Below are 17,981 nucleotides of genomic sequence, written 5' to 3'. Positions count from 1 at the left end.
CTGTGGAGCCCCGCTGGGAACCGCGGCACCACCGGCTCCCGAGCCAAAGGTTCATCCGACACCTCCCCGAGCCGTCCGTCTTCACCATTCCTTTCCTGACCGGCTCGTCCGACCACATCCGAAAGGCACGGCACCCGCATGCGCAACCACGGCATCGGATCCTGGACCGCGCGACGCGCCCGTAAGTCCCCGGACCACCTGGCTCTCGTCCACGGCGCCACCCGGCGCACCTACGCGCAACTTCACGACCGCACCACGCGTCTGGCCCACCACCTGCGCAGTCTTGGTGTGTGCCCCGGCGATCGCGTCGCGTTCCTGGGACCCAACCACCCCGCCTTCCTCGAAACGCTCTTCGCCAGCGGCCAGCTCGGTGCCGTCTTCTTGCCCCTGAACACCCGTCTGGCGCAGCCGGAGTTGCGGCACTGTCTGGCAGACTCCGGGGCGAGTGTCCTGGTGCACTCGCCTTCCTACGAGGAGTTCGCGGCTTCCAGCGGTGTCCGGCAGACCGTCAGCGTGGACGAAAACCTGGAGGAGGCCCTCGCCCGCTCCTCGGACGCGCCGCTCGATGTCGTGGTCGGCCTTGAGGACAACGCGATGATCCTCTACACGTCGGGCACCACCGGCCGCGCCAAGGGAGCCGTGCTGACCCACGGCAACCTCACCTGGAACAGCTTCAACACCCTGGTCGACGGCGACTTCGTCACCGGGGACGTGACCCTGCTGTCCGCTCCGCTGTTCCACACCGCGGCACTGAACATGACCAGTCTGCCCACCGTCCTGAAGGGTGGCACCCTGGTCATCGAGGAACACTTCTCACCGAGCCGCACCCTCGACCTCATCGAACGGCACCACGTCTCCGTGTTGTTCGGGGTGCCGGCCATGTTCCAGCAGATCGCCGCGGAACCCCGGTTCGCCGAGGCCGACCTGTCGTCGTTGCGCATGCTGCTGTGCGGCGGCGCGCCGGTTCCCGAAGGCCTGGTCCGCCTCTACCAGCAACGCGGTCTCGGTTTCATCCAGGGCTACGGCATGACGGAGTCCTCGCCCGGCGTCTGCTTGCTCGACGCCGAGCACGCTCTGGACAAGACCGGCACAGCAGGTCTGCCGCATTTCTTCAGCGACATCCGTGTCGTCGATGCCCACGGCAACGACGCCGCACGCGGTGAACTGCTGGTCGAGGGACCCAATGTGATGAGCGGGTACTGGAATCTGCCCGACGAGACCGCTGCTGCCTTCCACAACGGCTGGTTCCGCTCCGGTGACGTCGTCTGCACCGACGAGGACGGGTACGTCACCATCGTCGACCGCGTGAAGGATTTGATCATTTCAGGTGGGGAGAACATCTATCCCGCCGAGGTCGAAAAGGCTCTCTACGACCACCCGGCCGTCATTGACTGCGCCGTCATCGGTGTCCCGGACGAGACGTGGGGCGAAGTGCCCCGCGTGGTCGTCGTCCTCGACCCGGCCGCCGAGGCGACGGCCGGCGACATCATCGCCTCTCTCGACGGGCGCTTGGCCCGTTACAAGATCCCCAAATCCGTCGTCGTCGCCGATGCGCTGCCCCGTAGCGGCGCCGGAAAACTGCTCAAGCACCGCATCCGCGAACAATTCGGCACATCCAACTGAAGGAGTTCCCTGTCATGACCGCCCTGCGCACCGCCACCGGACTCGACGAGATCAAGGCCCTGGCGGGCACCGAGCTCGGCCGTACCGAGTGGCTTGAGATCACCCAGGAAAGGGTGAACACCTTCGCCGACGCCACCGGTGACCACCAGTGGATCCACACCGATCCCGCTCGTGCCGCCGACGGCCCCTTCGGTGGCACCATCGCTCACGGCTACCTGACACTGTCCCTGATCATTCCTCTTTTCAACCAGTTGCTGACCATTCAGGGAACCTCGATGAGCATCAACTACGGCCTCGACAAGGTGCGTTTTCCGCACCCCGTGAAGGTGGGTGCCAAGGTGCGTCTGCACGGCGTGGTCGACTCGGTCGAGGACGTCAAGGGCAACGGCGTGGAAATGCGCCTGGCCTTCACCATCGAGATCGACGGTGCCGACAAGCCGGCCTGCGTCGCGCAGGCCATCTTCCGTCACTACGCGTAGCACCCCGCCGGTGGGAGGAGCGTGCCCCGGGGCCGCGGGCGGGAGGCGACGACCAGCCCCGGGCTCCTCCCGCCGGTCTGCCGGCCCGCCACCAGCCCTGTCTCCACCGTCGCCAGGCCGCGAGGGTCGGGGTACTAAGCTGGAGCGATGCCGGAGAAGAACCCGTCGATCGAGGCGCTTGTGCTGCGCCGCGCACAGGAGGGATCCGTCCTCCCGCGCCAGCAGACCGGGGCGTCTCCGCAACGGCTGCTGACCACGTTGCTGGGCGAGCACTGGCTGGACGCCCCGGCGGCTCTGTCGATGAGTACGGTCATCACCCTGCTGGCGGAGTTCGGTATCAGCGAGACGAGCGCACGCGCGACCGCGAACCGGCTCGTCAAGCGAGGAGTGCTGGAGACCGAGCGGTCCGGGCGCCAGTCCTACTTGCGGCTGAGCGCGATCGGCTGCGAGGACACCCGGCACAAGACCGCGAGCATTGTGCGTTTCGGCGCGCTGCAGCCGGACTGGGACGGCCTGTGGACGGTGGCTGCTTTCAGTATTCCGGAACAGCAGCGCCATGTCCGCCACCGGGTACGCAGCTATCTGAGGTGGCTCGGGTTCGCGCCGCTGTTCGACGGGCTGTGGGTTTCGGCGCACGCCGATCCGGCGGCTCTCGAACCGATCTTCCGGGCCGCGGGAGTGGACAGCCTGACGATTTTCAGGGCCGAGGAGGCAGGAGAGACCCTGCCGCTGGCGGCGTGGAATCTGAGCGACGTTGCCGCGGCTTACCGGACCTTCGTCGCCGACCACCAGGAACTGGCGGTACGAATGACGGCGGGAGAGGTCAGCCCCAGCGCCGCCCTGGCCGGCCGGATCCAGGTCTTGGACGCCTGGCGTACCTTTCCGGGAATCGACCCGGACCTACCGGACGCACTGCTTCCCCCCGACTGGCCCCGGACAACGGCGCGGTCGCTGTTCGTGGCCCTGTACGACGGGCTCGCGCCTCTCGCGGAGCTGCGGTTCCGGCAGCTCGCCGCAGTCCACGACGGTGCGGTGGCCGAACTGGCCGGCCACCGCACCACCGCCGACTGGGCATCCGGAGAAGAACGGCGCGGCGCGCCGTGAGGCGGTCAGTACCATCTGCTAGGCAGGACTGAGCTGCAACTCGGCCGAGACAATGCCCAGTTCAGGCATTCTGGCGCCCTCGCGCTCACCGACGGCGGTGAACGACGTGGTACGGGACAGGAGTTCCTCGAGCGCGATCCTCAGCATCGTCCGCGCCATGGGCGCCCCGGGGCAGCGGTGCCGTCCCCGGCCGAAAGCGAGATGCTCGGCGATGTTCCTCCGATCGATCCGGAACGTGTCGGGATCGTCGAAGACCGCGGCGTCCCGGTTCGCTGACGCGTACGCGAGCGTGATGGGCTCTTCCGGGCGAATGGTGCGACCCAGAATCTCCACGGGCTCGGACGGGGTGCGTGCGAACCCCCGGTACGGTGCGTAGAGCCGGAGGAACTCCTCCAGGGCGTCGGGAATCAGCTCCGGACGTGAACGCAGCCGTTGCTGCAATTCCGGTTCGTCCGCGAGATGGACGGCGATCGACCCGAGGATGATCGGCGGTGCCACCATCCCGACCACGAGCGACTGACGGAGCGCCCCGACCACGTGCTCCGGGTCCAGAGGCACGCCGTCGATGCGTTCGGAGAGAAGAGAACTCGCGGGATCCTCGTCGACGGGACGCGGATTGCGTCGCCGGTCGGCAACGAGTTCGCGCGCCATGTCGTACAGCTTCTGACTCGTCGAGTTGACGACGTCCTTGTTCTGGCTGCGCCAGGCCTGCACCCACCGGGCCGATGTCTCGGCCAGCAGCGGAGCCACGTCCGGGCTGAGGTTGAGCCACTCGGTCGTGGTCCACGCAGGAAAGCGGGTGCCGAACTCCTGCGCAATGTCACCGTGGCCACGGTCGAGCAGCGGCTGGAGTTCGTTGCCGGCGTGCCGGCGCAGCCGCGGCATCAGTCGCTGTAGCCGCTCACGCTGCAGCGTCCTCTCCAGCGCCCGGCGGTAGGGAGTGTGCGCGGGTGCGTCGAAGTTCAGCGGAGGTCTGCGCAGCCCGCGGGGATCACTGGGGACGACGGCCTTGACCGAGGAGATGAAGGTACGGTCGTCTAGCGCCGCCGCACGAACCTCCCGGTGACGCGTCAAGGCCCAGAAACCGCCGTAGGAACTGCTGTACGCGACGGGGCACTCGGCCCGCAGCCGGCGGTACTCGGCGTGCACGTGGTCCGGTGCGTTGCCGGCCGTCGGGTCGAAGTCGTCCGGCCTGTCGGGGCAGGGGTCCACGGCAGTCATGGATGGGTCCGATCGCTGGTTGGCCGGCTGGGAAGGGGTCGGGGGGAGCGGCGACGCTGCAGCGCCTGCCGGCCCAACCCGAGCAGCTGATCTGTGGAGCGGTACTCGATGTACTCGGCGAGTTCCGGCGCGTACCGGCCCACGATCTGCCGGACCCGGAGCGCAGCCAGGGGGCCGAGGGCGTCATAGACCTCGACATAGATGGTGCGGGCGTCCTTCCGCGGCCATTCGTGCGGCAGCAGGTTGGCGGGGAGATCCGGGTCGATACCGGGGAACGTGCGCCAGCTGTCCATGATCCTTGTGCGGGCGAGCAGCGCCTGGGCAGCGCTCACGTCTCCCTCACGGACCTGGTCGCGCAGCGGGCCGTAGGCCGTCACGAAACGTGCGTAGGTCGCCTCGACCTCGTCGAGATCCCAGGCGTCGACCGGCCGACGGGGCGACCCAGGCTGCACCGCCGCGCGGAAGACGGTGACGTCCCGGATACCGAGGCCGTCCAGCTCCTGGCGGGCCTGGGCGGCCACCGGGCGGGACGACACCCACGTGCCGTCGTAGAGCGGGGCGAAACCCAGCCAGCGCAGTTTCGAGCGCACGGCGTGGCGCAGATCCCGTTCCCTCTCGTTGAGCGAGAAGAGGGCGAGGGTCCACTGCCCGTCCCATGATCGGTCGCCCTGTCCGAAGGACACGAATTCGTATGCGCCGGCCATGAGTACTTCCGCGGCGCCCGGCGCGAAGCCGTAGTAGGAGTAGCGCCCCACTCTGGTCGAGGTGAGCACGCCGCGCCGGGCCAGCCGGTTCAGCGCCGCGCGGGCGGCGGCGGGACCGATGTCGAACTCGCCGAGCAGAGCCACGAGTGCCGCCGACGGCAGGTGCTCAGGGCGCCCCGCCCAGTAATCGCCCAGCAGGGTCGTCAACAGGTGCTGAGACGACGACCCCGCCTGCGGGCGAGGCAGATGCGGGCCAGGGTCCCCGGCGGCCGGAACCACGTCGCCCGACCGTGTCGAGCCGGTGGGTCCAAGGGCAGCAGACGTCATCAGATGGCTCCATCAGCGACGAGCCCGTCGATCCGCTCCGCGGAGTAGCCCAGCAGCTCGCGGTAGACGAGCCGGCTGTCCTCACCGAGGCGGGGAACACCGTCGGCGAGATCGGTACGGGAGCGGGACATGTGAACGGGCATGCCGCTGCCGATCAGTCCGTCCGCAGTGCCGTAGGCGGGATGGTGGAGCGCAACGGTGTCGCCGCGGCTGAGCAGCGACGCGTCCCCGACGGCCTCGGCCGGATCCCTGACCGGCGCGCATGGGACACCGTGGGCCTCCAGAGCGGCGATCACCTGGTCCTGTGGGTGCTTACGTGACCACTCCTCGATCAGGGCATGGAACTCGTCGGCATGAGCCACCCTCGCGTCACGGGTGGTGAACCGCCCGTCGGCCAGGAGCTCGGGACGCCCCAGCGCCGTCAGCACTCCCCGCGCGAACTTGTCCTCCGGTGCACAGACGGCCACCCAGCCATCGGCGGTCTCGAACACCCCGAACGGCGCCAGCCGCGGCATGAACCTGCCGTTGCGGCCGGACAGGCCGAGTCGGGTCAGCAGGTGCGACTGCTCGCCGGCGACCAGCGCGGTGAGCGAGCCGAGCATGGAGACGTCGACATGCTGGCCGATCCCGGTTGCCTCCGCCTGCCGCAGAGCGCCCAGGACGCCGATGACCGCGTAGAGCGGTGCGGACAGGTCGCCGATGGGAAACCCCACGCGGACCGGCGGGTCACCCGGGCTGCCGGACGTCATCATCGTTCCGGACAGCGCCTGCACGATCGCGTCCATCGCCTTGCCGGTCCCCGGCTCCCCGGCCTGCCCGAAGCCGCTGATCGAGCAGTACACGATGCGGGGGTTGATCGCGGCGGCGGCCGCGTAGCCGACGCCGAGCCGGTCGGCAGTGCCGCGGCTGTAGTTCTCGACGACGACGTCGGCCTGCCGTACCAGGTCCGCGAAGACCTCGCGGCCGGCCGGGTGCTTCAGATCGAGCGTCACGCTCTCCTTGCCCCGGGTGCGTTCGAGGGTCCCCAGGGAAATGTCGTCGTCGTGGCGGCGCTGCATCGTGAGCCCGTCGCGGCCGAAATAGGGCGCGTTGTTGCGGACCCGGTCACCGCCCCGTGGGTTCTCGACCTTGATCACCCGTGCCCCGAGCCCGGACAGCAGCAGCGTTGCATAGGGGCCGGCCAGCGCGATGGTCAGGTCGATGACGGTGATGCCTTCGAGCGGTCGGGGAAGTTCGGCGGTCTGTGGGGACATGAGTACCTCGACAGGAAGCGGGGGCAGCGGATGGTCGGACTGATGGTTCGACTGCGCAATCACGTGCAAGGCCGTGACAGGGAACGCCGGTGCCGGCTCACGGCGCCGGCACCGACGCCCGGCCGCGGCAAGGTGCGGCGGGGCACGTTCAGCGGGCGCCCTTCTCCCGGGCGCGACGGCGAGCGGCGACAGGTTCCACCCGGGTTCGGATGAACTCCGAGACCTCTGCCTGCACGGCCTGGGCATCCCAGCCCCGGGAGTCGCCGCTGTCGCCGCCGATCTGCAGCACGGGCACGCCGGCGGCCTCCAAGGCGCGGTTGACGAAGTAGGTCCCCCGGCGATCGGTACCCGCCATGTGGACCGCGCCGTCGATGCGGTTGTGCACCGCCTCCTTGGCGTACCACTCCGCCGCCCACGGCGGCGCGTTGATCATGTCGGGGAACGCTGCGAATCTGCCGGCCAGGGTGCGCAGCGGATCGTCGCCGTGCCGGATGTAGCCATCGGCCGCGATCGCGAGGTACATCGACCACACGAAGACCGCGCCGTACACCTCCTGGAACCAGGTGTAGAAGCCCATGTCGAACCAGAGGCCGGTCCCCACCCACATGAGCCGGATCCGCTCCTCGGGGCAGGGGGCCGTTCCCGTGTCCACCCGGTCGCGTACCTCGTGGTAGAAGGTACGGGCCGCGTCACGCGCCCACACCGTCCCGCGGTGCCACTGGGGGATCATGACGCTGGGGATGCTGTCACTGATCGTGATGGGAGCCGGGCTGGTGCGGGCGATGAGGTCACGAGCTGCCCGGTTCCACAACTGCTGCTCGTTGACCAGGGCCATCACCTCACGGAAGCGCTCCTCGTCGAAGACACGACCGGTGACCATCTCCAGATGCTTGACCGCGCCGGTCAGTTCTGCGGTCATCAGGTCGATGCGCGCAGTGCCGATCAACGCTTCCCAGTCGTCCTCGATCCGCTCCCACCAACGGGGGTCCTGGTGGTTCGCGATGGTGCGCTCGAAGGGCAGGAAGACGGCGCCGTGTTCGCGTTCCCAGACCTCGAAGACCTTGCGCAGGGCGTCACCCGTCGCCTCGGCGAGCACCAGAGAGATGGGGGGCAGACCTCCCCACGGAGGGTCCTCGTCGAAGGTGCTCGCCAGCGCCAGGGTGTTGTACGCCTCCTGGTCGGCGGGGTAACCGCGGTCCGCGAGCAGACGCAAGTAGTGGCCGGATTTCTGTTTGGCCGCGCAGACCGACGCCCACCACTGGTTGACCACGTACGGAATGTCGAGCGCGCGCAGGATCTCCTGCGGGGCATCGGCGTTGACGAGCGCGACCGGGTCGCCCTCCGCGGCACGCTGTTTCAGGTCGGCGAACCACTGCCGCTGATAGGCCGTGGCCGCGCTTGCGGAGGGCAGTACCACCCGGTTGCGCCGGCCGGTGGCATCGGCCGTCACCGGGTCACCCCCGCGGCGTGGGCCGGCCGGCGCAGCGCCGGTTCCAACAGTGAGCGCACGTTCTCGTTCCTTTCTTCGCCGTACTTCTGAGCAGGAACGGCGAACATCGGGATCCCGAGCGCTTGCAGGGCCGCGCGCTGGGCCGGGACGTCCCACGGCGGGGCGTCGTCATGGCAGCGGGCCCAGGCCACCACGAGTTCCGCGCCGCACGCGGCGGCCATGCGCGCCGTCTGCGCGGCCCGCAAGGCGGCGCTGTGACCCGCGGCGGCGGGCGCCTGCAGAGCCCTGGCCCGGATGAGAGCACTGCGGATGTCGTATGCGGGTCCGACCCTTACCTCGCCGGCGAGGGCTCCCCAGCCGTGGTCCTCGCCGACGATCACACAGCCCAGCGACTCGATGGCCTCGTAGGCATCCGGGTGGTCGTGATCGCAGCCGGTCAGGAACACGCGAGTGCCCCGCAGCGCGGGCAGCCGGCCGGCGTCGTCGAGCAGCCGCTCCACGGCCTCGCACCAGTGCTCAGGCGTCGTGAGGAAAGCCGATCCGATCACCGCCAGGGCCTGGGCGCCGGTCAGGCGCGGGCCACCGGGGCCGCTGCGCAGCTGGGTGCCGACCGTCCGGATCAGCTCCCGCACCCGGTCGTGGAGCTCGGCGGCGGTCCGCAGCCGCTCGTCGGTGACGGGCCGGCCGGCCCAGCTGCTGATCTCCTCGACCAGCTGGTCGAGGCGCGTCCGGTTGTAGGCGGCCGAGGTGCGCTGTGGGAGGTGGACCAGGTCGAAGAACGTGAACCGGGGCACCGTGGCGCGGGCCTCAAGGCGTTGGATCTCCCGCAGGTACAAAAAGAGCCGCACGGACCCCTCGGTGTCGGCGGACATCACCAGACCGGCGGTCCTTGCGGCGTCGCCCTCCAGGAGACGGGCGAGTTGCGACACCGCAAGCGGGTCGATCCCAGGACCGCAGTACGGCTCGGCTGCCTCGCGCCGATCCGCGCGGCCGGCCAGCCGGAACGGGACGAATCCGGCGGCGGTGAGCACCTCGGCAGGCACGTCCGCACCGACGCATGCGACCACGGGGCGGCTTTGCACCTCGGCGGGCAACGGGTCGTTCCGGGACTCGTAGACCGTGAGGAGATGCTGCAGTGATCTCAACGTCCGCCACCTCTCATGTACTGCTTCCGGCGAGTTCGACCGGTCGCGATAAGCAACATATGCAGCGACGATCCGGAAGGCAAGTATCTCGTGTCGAGGTTAAATCCCGCTCAACGTCGCATATATATGGGCGATTTGAGGTTAGATACGCACTCTTGTTCCGCGTAGGTCGCCAAAGCGTTGTGCAGCAATATGAGACACATTCATTGACACCCGGCAACGTACTTTCTATGTTTCACGTCACGTTCCAGCGCTACGACGGAGTGCGCCATCTCCTGTGGTCAGGCCCAGGCCACCCCTACCCGCCCGGGCTTCCGTTGTTTGCCGCGGTCCCCTCCCGTGCACACCGCACGACCTGTCCGCCGAGGCCGACATGGCAACGGCATCCAGCAATCCCCCGAGGAGACAGCCGATGGCCCGACTCATCCGACACGGACGGCGACCGATCGCCGTGCTTGCCATGTCGAGCGCCATGGCGCTCGTCCTGTCCGCCTGCGGAACGCACCAGTCGGCCGGTTCGCCGAGCGGCTCCGCCGACTCGTACAAGGTCGGCTTCATCCTCCAGCTGTCCGGAGCGGGTTCCGTCTACGCGGACCACGCCCGAGCCGGCAGCAAGGCCGGCCTCGAGGATGTCAACGAGCACAACAAGGCCGGCGTCCGGTTCACCTCCATGGTGGCCGACGCAGGTGCGGACGCGCGCAGCGCCAACACCGCCTGCAGCCGGCTCATCCAGCAGCAGAAGGCACAGGCGATCGTCGCCTTCATACCGGGCCCGCAACTGCTGGCGTGCAACGCCCTCGCGAAGCGGCTCGACATCCCGCTGGTGAGCCTGTCGTCCGGTGCAGGCAACATCTGCGCCTGGAACCTCACGAGCCTCGGGCTGGTGCCCAACCAGCAGACGCTGCCCGCCATCGACGAACTCTTCGCCGAGGGCAAGAAGAGGTGGTACTTCCTCGGTGCCAACTACTCCACGCCGAAGGCCTCCATCGCGACGGCCAAGGAGCATCTGACCAAGCTGGGCGGCACCGTCGTCGGTACCGCCTACGAGCCCAGCGGCACCGCCGACTTCTCCCAGGACATCGCCAACATCGTCAAGGCCCGCCCCGACGTCGCCTTCCTCAACGTGATCGGTGACGACGACGTCGCCCTTCAGAAGCAGTGGGCGGCCGACCCTCGTACCAAGGGCATCACGCGGGTGGACGTGCTGCTCGGCGAGGGCACCGCCAAGGCCCTGGGCCCCGCTGCCGAGGGAGTCTGGTCGTCCAGTATCTACTTCGCCGCCATCAAGGGAAACGGCAACGACGTCTTCAAGGATCTGGCCGGGCGAAGCGGTCTCAAGGGCGCGCCGGACGTCAACGCGTATGTGTCCTACATGCAGGTGCAGGCGCTCGCCGCGGCGGTCAGGAAGGCCGGTGCCGGTGGGCGGGACGTCATCAAGGCGCTCCAGCACACAGACATTGACGGCCCGGTCGGGCTTCTCAAGTCAATGAGCTCCTTCAGCTACCAGCCGGTGTACCTGGCGCAGGCGCGGTCCGACGGCACCTTCACCATCCGCAAGAAGTCCGACCCGATCCCCCCGAAGCTGGCTTGCCAGGGCTGACGGACGGCTCGGCAACGACCTCAAGGAGAATCAAGTGACGCTCCTGCTCGACGTCCTGACAGCAGTCGGGATTCTGACCATCGTCGTCCTGGGCCTGGCCATCGTGCTGGGAGTACTGGACGTCATCAACCTCGCGCACACCGGCTTCATGGCGGTCGGCGTCTACGCCTCCGTGATCGCGCACCAGGCGGGCTGGCCGTTCTGGACGGGCATCCTGGCCGGTGCCGCCGCCGCGGCGGTCACCGGGCTGGTCGTGGAGGTCCTGGTCATCCGACGCCTCTACGACCGCCCCCTGGAGACGATTCTCGCCACCTGGGGCATCTCTCTGATCATCATTCAGGCCCTGACGCTGGGATTCGGACACGACAACCAGGCGGTCGGCCAGCCGATGGCCACGACGACGTCCCTCGCCGGGACGCCGTACCCGACCTACCGGTTCATGCTGATCCTGCTGGCAGCCGCGCTGGTCGTGGCGCTGGCAGTGCTGATGCGTTTCACCAGGGTCGGCCTGACCATTCGCATGGTGCAGTCCAACCAGCACCTCGCCCGTGCGCTCGGTATCCGGGTCGCGCTCATCCGAGCCGTCACGTTCGTCGTCGGCTGTGCGCTCTCCGGCTTCGCCGGCGCCGTCCTGGGCCCCACCCAGGCAGTCACCCCCAACTACGCGCTCTCTCTGGTGGCCACCGGATTTCTTGCGGTGCTGCTCGCAGGCGGCAGGCTGTCCGGGGTCGTGACCAGCTGCCTCGTCCTCGGGGTGGTGCAGATTCTCTTTGCGCACTGGGCCAGCCCCATCTACAGCTCCACGGCGGTCATCGCGGTCGCCGTCGTTCTCCTGCGTATCCGACCCGAGGGGTTGACATGGCGTCACGCCTGACCTTCAACGGCCGACTCCCGGCCGCCGGCGCACTCGTCGCCGTGCTCGTGTTCGTGGTGCTCGGCCAGGTCGTCGGTGACTACGACGTCGGCCTGCTCACCGTCGCCTTCATCTACGGCATATCCGCCGTCAGCCTCGACCTCGTCTGGGGTTACGTCGGCGCGCCGGACCTGGGACATGCCCTGTGGTTCGGCATCGGCGCCCTCACCGTGGGTGCCATGACCACGACGACCGACAGCACCGGTCTTGTCATCTCGGTACAGGACGAGACCTGGCGCTACGTCGTCTCCCTGCTCCTCGGCATCGTCATCGCCGCCGCGGTCGCCGGCGTGGTGGGGCGCTTCGCCTTCTCGGCCAAGGGATCCCCCTTCTACATCGCGGTTGTCACCCTGGCCCTGACCACCGCTGCCACCACGCTCTACTCACAATTCCCCACCGTCACCGGTGGGGAGAACGGACTGTTCGGCTTCAATCCCCTCACGATCACCACCCGCGCCTGGTACTACCTCACCCTGGCGGCGCTCGTGCTGGTCACCGCGGGTGCGCTCATCCTGGTCCGCAGCGACGTCGGCCTGCTGTTGCGGGCGGTCCGGGACAACGAGGTCCGCACCCGCTACCTCGGCTACAGCGTGGAGAACGTCAAGACCGTGACGTTCATGGGCGGCGCGGGCCTGGCCGCCTTTGCGGGTGGGCTGATGGCACTCACCACCGGACTGGTGGCCGCCGACCTGTTCACCTTCCTGTTCGCCACGCAGATGATGGTGTGGGTGGCAGTCGGCGGACGCGCCACCATCATCGGGCCGGTGATCGGCGCCATCGGCCTGCAGCTGCTCGGGGCACACCTGTCGGGGAGCTTCCCCACGCAGTGGTCGCTGATCCAGGGCCTGCTGTTCGTGCTCGTCGTGGTGTTCACGCCCAGCGGCATCCTGCCGCCGCTCACCCGCGCGTTCGGCCGGCTGCTGAGAGGAGGTGCCCGGGCCGACGAGCGCGAGATCGTCCCCGAGACCACCCCGCCAGCACCACTCCCGGACACGTCGCCCGTCATCTCGGTTTCCGGCCTTGAGTTCGGATACGGGAGTCTTCAGGTGCTGCGTGGTGTGGACCTGAACGTGAAGCGGGGTGAACTGCTCTGCGTCGTCGGCCCGAACGGAGCCGGCAAGTCGACGCTGGTGTCCGTCCTCGCCGATGGCAACTTGTCTGCCCGAGGCACCGTGCACTACGACCTCGGCGCGCACAGCGTGGACCGCCGTCCCCCGGCGCACCGCCTCGCGCGCCGGGGAGTGAGCCGCAAGTTCCAGTCGCCGCAGCTGTTCGAAAGCCTTTCGGCGGCCGAGACGATCCTGCTCGCCCGCAAGGCAGGCAGACTGCCTTCCTTCTGGCGACGGAGCCGGCGCATCCCCACCTCTCCAGCGGTACTCGACGTCCTTGAGGCCATGGGCCTGCAGGGGCGGGACCACGAGAAGGGCACGTCGCTGGCACACGGGCTCAAGCAGGGACTGGAGATCGCCGCCTCGGTTGCCTCCCGCCCCCAGGTGCTGCTGCTCGACGAACCTACTGCCGGGCTCACCCACAACGAACGGGAAGTCGTAGGAACGGTGTTGCAACGCCTCGCAAGGGGAGGTATGACGATCATCCTCATCGAGCACGACCTGGACTTCGTCAACCGGATCGCCGACCGTGTTGTCGTGCTGCACGAGGGCCGGATCATCGAGGACGGCACTCCCACCGAGGTCAGCAACTCCGATGTGGTCCGCGAGGCCTACCTCGGGACGGTGGCGTGATGAAGCTGACAGCACAGGGCATTGAATCCGGTTACGGGTCCGCCACCGTCCTGAGGGGGGTGGATCTCACCGTCGGTGACGGCGAGGCCGTCGGAGTCGTCGGCCGCAACGGCATGGGCAAGACAACGCTGCTTGAGACACTCCTCGGCTTCATCCGGCCAACGGCGGGCACCGTGCATCTCGGTGGGGAGGACATCACCGGCCTGCTGCCGGAACGGACCGTGCGCCGGGGCGTGGCCTATGGCGCGCAGGACGAGCCGGTGTTCGCGGCGCTGAGCGTCGAGGAGAACATCGTCGCCGCAAAAGCCGGGCGCATCGACCCCAAGCGGCGATCGACCGTCCTCGACCTCTTCCCTGTCCTGGGCACCCGTCTGCGTCAGCGCGCCGGCACCCTGTCCGGGGGTGAGCAGAAGATGCTCGTTCTTGCCCGCGCCCTGCTTGCCGACCCCGCGCTCATCGTCCTGGACGAGGTCACCGCGGGTCTGCAGCCGTCGATGGTGGACACCGTGGTCAGCGCCCTGCGCTGGGAACGCCAGGAACGCGGCACCGGCATCCTGCTCGTCGAGCAGAACATCGACGCGACCCTGGGAGTGTGCGACCGGGTCGCGGTCATGAAGCTCGGCCGCCTGGTGGCCGAGGAACCCGCCGCAGAGGAGGCTCGGGACCACCTGCTTCGCCTGCTGGCACCGTGACGCGCACACATGGCACGGCGACCCAGAGCAGTGCCGGCGAGCCACCGGCACTGCTCTGCGGTGGCGCGGCGTCCGAATGCCCCGACCGGACCCCGTCCCGGACCACCGGCGACCTGAGCCGCTGCCGGCTCGCGAGTCCCCGAACCGGCTCCACGGATGACGTTCGATGGAGTGCGGCCTGATCCACCGCTGTGCGTCCGGCAGCGCGCCGCACTCCGGGATACCCGACGGCGTCGGCCCCTGAGCCGGGACCGTCGTGCGGCGTATCGAGTCGGAGCCCTGCCTCGACCCGTCCGATTCCGCACCAACCTGTCCTCAAGGAGGACCGTGAACCACTGCCCCCGCAACAGCCAGTCCAGCGCCGACGAGAGCCGCCGCGACGCCCACGATTTCGATCCCGTGCGGCCGGGGGAGACCTTCACCAGCGCCCACGAGGAGTTCGCCGGGCTGCGAGCCCGCTGCCCGATCGCCCGCAGCCAGGAGTACGGCGGGTTCTGGGCGCTGCTGGGCTACGACGAAGTGCTCTCGGTGATCACGGATATCGAGCACTTCACGACGTCACAGCAGAACGCAATACCGAAGTTCGCGTTCACCGGGGTGCGGCCACCGCTGCATCTCGACCCGCCGGACCACATGGCGTACCGGCGCGTCATCAACAAGTTCTTCACCCCGCCGAAGATGCGTGACCTTGCCCCCAAGGTCCGCTCCGCAGCAGTCGAACTCCTCGCCCCGCTCATCGACCGGGGCTGGGCGGACGTGTGCAAGGACTACGCGCACCAGTTCCCCGCCCACGTCTTCGCCCACTTCTTCAACCTGTCCGTCGAGACCTCGACCCTGATCAAGCAGGTCAGCGGCACCTACGTCGACGCCATCCAGGTCCTCGACCACGAGACGGTGAAGAAGCTCAGCCGACGGCTGTACGAGATCGCCCAGTCGGTCATCGACGAGCGACGGGCCCATCCGCACGATCCCGAGGAGGATCTCACCGCCGCGCTGCTCGACGCCGAGTACCAGGGCGCACCACTGCCCGCCGAGATGGTGCTCGGCTGCGTCCGGCAGCTCATCGTCACCGGGATGGTGGCGCCCAGCGTCTTCATCGGCAACATGTTCGTGCACCTGAGCAAGGACCAGGAGCTGCAGGATCACCTGCGCGACCGGCCCGAGGACATTCCCGCCGCGGTGGAGGAGTTCCTCCGGCTCTACTCGCCCTACCGGGGCATGGCCCGCACTGCGCGTGAGGACGTGAGGCTGGGAGAGCAGCTCATTCGCAAGGACGACCCCGTGGCGCTCGTCTACACCTCGGCGAACCGGGACCACCGGGTGTTCCCCGACGGAGACGCCTTCGTCCTGCACCGGCCCAACATCGCCAGGCACATCTCCTTCGGCCGGGGCACGCACAGCTGCCCCGGCGCGCCCCTCGCCCGGATGATGATGATCACGACACTGGAGGAGGCCCTCACCCGCAGCACCGGCTTCCAACTCACCGGATCTCCCGAAATGGCCATATGGGCCGAGTGGGGTACCCGTTCCGTTCCGCTCGATTTCGTCCGCGCCTGAGCCTGGATCCACCGGCTGATCTCGGGGTGAGTGTTTCGGGGTTGTGCGGGCCGTGTCGGGGTTGAGTCGCGCATTCGGGCATGGGGTGGGCTGGTCTGCCCAGCTCTTCCACTCCACAGTGCCGGGGCCCTTTCGGGTAGGTCGGTCGGGGAACGTCAGGAGGCTGGCAGCGCATGCACCGTGGTCGCAGGTTCAAATCCTGTCGTCCCGACTTTGCGAAGTCGCAGATCAAGGGGACGTTTCAGAGGAGATCTGAAACGGCCCCTTGATCATTTTCAGGGACCAGCTGGGGGGACCAGTGCACCTGGCTGGGGTGAAGCACACATTGACCCAGTCAAGGTGGGCCATGCGGTGCGTTGACGTGCGTACTTTCCGCCCTCCGCGGACCGATGCCCGTACGGCCGCGTCCATCCAACGCCCCTGTCGCCAGCGGCCTGTGCTCGTGACTATGTTCCGGGTTCCGACCAATGACGGGTGCCGCGGTGTGCCGGCGTGGTGGCAGGACAGCACCGTCGAGGGGTGCGGCCGTCCCAGGTGGCGTAGTGCAGTCGTGACGACCGTGTGGGGTCAGACGGCGTGCGACCAGCGTTCTCGCTTTACCCGCCTCAGGCACCCCGTCCAGCCGGGGCTCTCGCTGACGGTTCTCAGTCGGAGATTGCGTACAGGTCGCCGGCACCGAGACCGACCCCGAACCCGACAGCGGGGACGCCGGAGCGGCGGCCTTCCTGCACGGGCCCGAGGGCCTGTTCGCCGCCGACATCCCCACCCAGACGCCGGCCGAGCACCACGATGACCAGGGACACAGCGAAGCCGCCGAGGAGACGGTCCGATGAGTGGCATGGACACGCCCTGCGTGAATCGCTCAAGACGCTGGGGCTGTCGGGGATGCTGGAGACCCTGGATGCCCGCCTCGCCCAGACCCATGGCGGCGAACTCGGCCACCCCGACTTCCTCCAGGTCCTCTGCCAGGACGAGATCGCCCACGGTGAGACCGTCGCCTTCGAACGCCGCCTGTGCAAGGCGAAGTTCGAGCAGCAGGCCACCCTGGAAGGCTTCGACTTCAACGCAGCTCCGACGCTACCGGCCGCCCAGATCCGCGACCTGGCCGCCCTGTGCTGGCTTCACGACGGCGAGTCCGTGATCCTGTTCGGGCCGGTGGGTCCGAGCAGGATCACGTTCTCGCGGGCGTGCTGGAAGTCGAGCTGTCCGTGGTGCTCGACGGATCCATCCACATGACCTGCCAGCCGTGGCCGTCGAGGTCGAAGAAGCTGCGTGAGTACATGAAGCCGTGGTCCTCGGGGCCATCTGCCTCGGAGCCGCCCGCGGCGAGCGCAGCCTCAGCGACCGCGTCAACCTCATCGCGGGCTGACACGCTGAAGCAGTAGAGCGCCAGCGTGTGCGTGGTGGGATCGGCCATCGGCAGCTTCGCGAACTGCGCGAACGTCTTGTGGCTGAGCAGCATGACGGAGGCTTGCTCGCCGACCAGCATGCAGGCGGCGGTCTCGTCGGTGAACATCGGGTTGTAGCTGAACCCGAGCTGCGCGAAGAACGCCTTGCTGCGCTCGATGTCCGCCACGGGGATGTTCACGAACAGCATGCGACCGGCGTGTGCGGGAGTGGTCATGGTGGGTCTCCAGTCCGAGGTTCGATGGTGTACGACGGGGTAGACAGGCCCAGCCTGCGGTACTCATCGGTGGATTTCGGAACTCGCATCGAGCGACGGGCCGAAGCCGCGGGGAACAGCCGTCAAGGCCGGTTGAAAAGTGGACACCCTGGCGTGATGGACGGTCGAGCGGCTGCCGGCGGAGCGAAGGCGCGTAGCGCCGAACAGGCCCACGGCGAGAACCTCGACCTCCGACGCGAACTCGCCCGCTGCGGAGAGCCTGATCAACTTCGCCGTCCTGCTCGGCGACGAGGGACGTCGCGACGACGCCCTGGGGGGAGAAGCGTCCATCCCGCCCGACTGTCAGTGCCGCCTCGTAGTCTGCCGTCGACTCGGGATGGCCTCCGCCATGTGCTTGATTTGAGGACCAGTTGGGGACCACGCGGTGTGCGCGGCAGCGAACGTGCTGGGCGCTCACACACAACTCGCCTGCAGGATTAGTCTGTTATGTCACGATAGTCCGCCTGGCCCTCACTCCTGGGGGTCAAGGGGTCGCAGGTTCAAATCC

At 68.3% G+C, this 17,981-nt stretch carries 15 protein-coding genes; 9 read left to right on the top strand and 6 right to left on the bottom strand.

Annotation, left to right across the window (positions count from 1 at the left end):
• Positions 1-138: 138 nt before the first annotated feature.
• From OHB49_RS06920 to OHB49_RS06910, 3 genes are all read left to right on the top strand, one after another.
• Positions 139-1,623 (top strand): acyl-CoA synthetase, encoded by a 1,485-nt coding sequence (locus OHB49_RS06920; protein ID WP_329158771.1) that lies wholly within the window; start codon positions 139-141, stop codon positions 1,621-1,623.
• 14 nt (positions 1,624-1,637) lie between these two features.
• Positions 1,638-2,102: a MaoC family dehydratase gene (locus tag OHB49_RS06915; RefSeq protein WP_329158769.1), complete on the top strand. Its 465-nt coding sequence runs from the start codon at positions 1,638-1,640 to the stop codon at positions 2,100-2,102.
• A 147-nt stretch (positions 2,103-2,249) separates the two neighbouring features.
• Entirely contained in the window at positions 2,250-3,206 is a 957-nt protein-coding gene (locus OHB49_RS06910) for a PaaX family transcriptional regulator (protein ID WP_329158767.1), read from the top strand.
• 18 nt (positions 3,207-3,224) lie between these two features.
• Here OHB49_RS06910 and OHB49_RS06905 read toward each other — a convergent pair whose 3' ends face one another.
• The 5 genes from OHB49_RS06905 to OHB49_RS06885 form a co-directional block, all read right to left on the bottom strand.
• On the bottom strand, positions 3,225-4,427 hold the full coding sequence (locus OHB49_RS06905) for a cytochrome P450 (protein ID WP_329158765.1): 1,203 nt from the start codon (positions 4,425-4,427) through the stop codon (positions 3,225-3,227).
• The gene (locus OHB49_RS06900) at positions 4,424-5,458 is read right to left on the bottom strand and encodes a PaaX family transcriptional regulator (RefSeq protein WP_329158764.1); all 1,035 of its coding nucleotides are present in this window, start codon (positions 5,456-5,458) and stop codon (positions 4,424-4,426) included. Before OHB49_RS06900 ends, OHB49_RS06905 begins: the two co-directional genes overlap by 4 nt.
• The gene (locus tag OHB49_RS06895) at positions 5,458-6,711 is read right to left on the bottom strand and encodes a CaiB/BaiF CoA transferase family protein (protein ID WP_329158763.1); all 1,254 of its coding nucleotides are present in this window, start codon (positions 6,709-6,711) and stop codon (positions 5,458-5,460) included. The genes OHB49_RS06900 and OHB49_RS06895 overlap by 1 nt, the downstream gene beginning before the upstream one ends.
• A gap of 148 nt (positions 6,712-6,859) precedes the next feature.
• A complete protein-coding gene (locus tag OHB49_RS06890) occupies positions 6,860-8,161 on the bottom strand; it encodes a 2-hydroxyacyl-CoA dehydratase family protein (protein WP_329158761.1) in 1,302 nt (433 codons plus the stop codon).
• Positions 8,158-9,306 (bottom strand): 2-hydroxyacyl-CoA dehydratase family protein, encoded by a 1,149-nt coding sequence (locus OHB49_RS06885; RefSeq protein WP_329158758.1) that lies wholly within the window; start codon positions 9,304-9,306, stop codon positions 8,158-8,160. The genes OHB49_RS06890 and OHB49_RS06885 overlap by 4 nt, the downstream gene beginning before the upstream one ends.
• Before the next feature lie 412 nt (positions 9,307-9,718).
• Between OHB49_RS06885 and OHB49_RS06880 the strand changes: the two genes are divergently transcribed.
• The 6 genes from OHB49_RS06880 to OHB49_RS06855 all read left to right on the top strand — a co-directional run bounded on the left by OHB49_RS06880 (position 9,719) and on the right by OHB49_RS06855 (position 17,046).
• Positions 9,719-10,906 (top strand): ABC transporter substrate-binding protein, encoded by a 1,188-nt coding sequence (locus tag OHB49_RS06880; RefSeq protein ID WP_329158756.1) that lies wholly within the window; start codon positions 9,719-9,721, stop codon positions 10,904-10,906.
• Between the two features lie 34 nt (positions 10,907-10,940).
• Complete coding sequence (locus OHB49_RS06875) at positions 10,941-11,780, top strand: branched-chain amino acid ABC transporter permease (protein ID WP_329158754.1); 840 nt, start codon at positions 10,941-10,943, stop codon at positions 11,778-11,780.
• Complete coding sequence (locus tag OHB49_RS06870; RefSeq protein WP_329158753.1) at positions 11,765-13,561, top strand: branched-chain amino acid ABC transporter ATP-binding protein/permease; 1,797 nt, start codon at positions 11,765-11,767, stop codon at positions 13,559-13,561. The genes OHB49_RS06875 and OHB49_RS06870 overlap by 16 nt, the downstream gene beginning before the upstream one ends.
• Positions 13,561-14,253 carry an ABC transporter ATP-binding protein gene (locus tag OHB49_RS06865; protein WP_329158752.1) on the top strand — a complete coding sequence of 231 codons (693 nt, stop codon included), beginning with the start codon at positions 13,561-13,563 and terminating at the stop codon, positions 14,251-14,253. The genes OHB49_RS06870 and OHB49_RS06865 overlap by 1 nt, the downstream gene beginning before the upstream one ends.
• Positions 14,254-14,580: 327 nt before the next feature.
• Entirely contained in the window at positions 14,581-15,810 is a 1,230-nt protein-coding gene (locus OHB49_RS06860) for a cytochrome P450 (RefSeq protein WP_329158750.1), read from the top strand.
• A 789-nt stretch (positions 15,811-16,599) separates the two neighbouring features.
• Positions 16,600-17,046: an ATP-binding protein gene (locus tag OHB49_RS06855; RefSeq protein WP_329158748.1), complete on the top strand. Its 447-nt coding sequence runs from the start codon at positions 16,600-16,602 to the stop codon at positions 17,044-17,046.
• Here OHB49_RS06855 and OHB49_RS06850 read toward each other — a convergent pair.
• Positions 16,982-17,434, bottom strand: a complete 453-nt coding sequence (locus tag OHB49_RS06850; protein ID WP_329158746.1) for a VOC family protein — start codon at positions 17,432-17,434, stop codon at positions 16,982-16,984. The two genes, OHB49_RS06855 and OHB49_RS06850, sit on opposite strands and share 65 nt — an antisense overlap.
• Positions 17,435-17,981 lie beyond the last annotated feature (547 nt).

Source organism: Streptomyces sp. NBC_01717 (genome assembly GCF_036248255.1).
Classification (GTDB): domain Bacteria; phylum Actinomycetota; class Actinomycetes; order Streptomycetales; family Streptomycetaceae; genus Streptomyces.
Note: the sequence above shows the minus strand (reverse complement) of the source record. Positions and strands in the feature narration are given on the sequence as shown.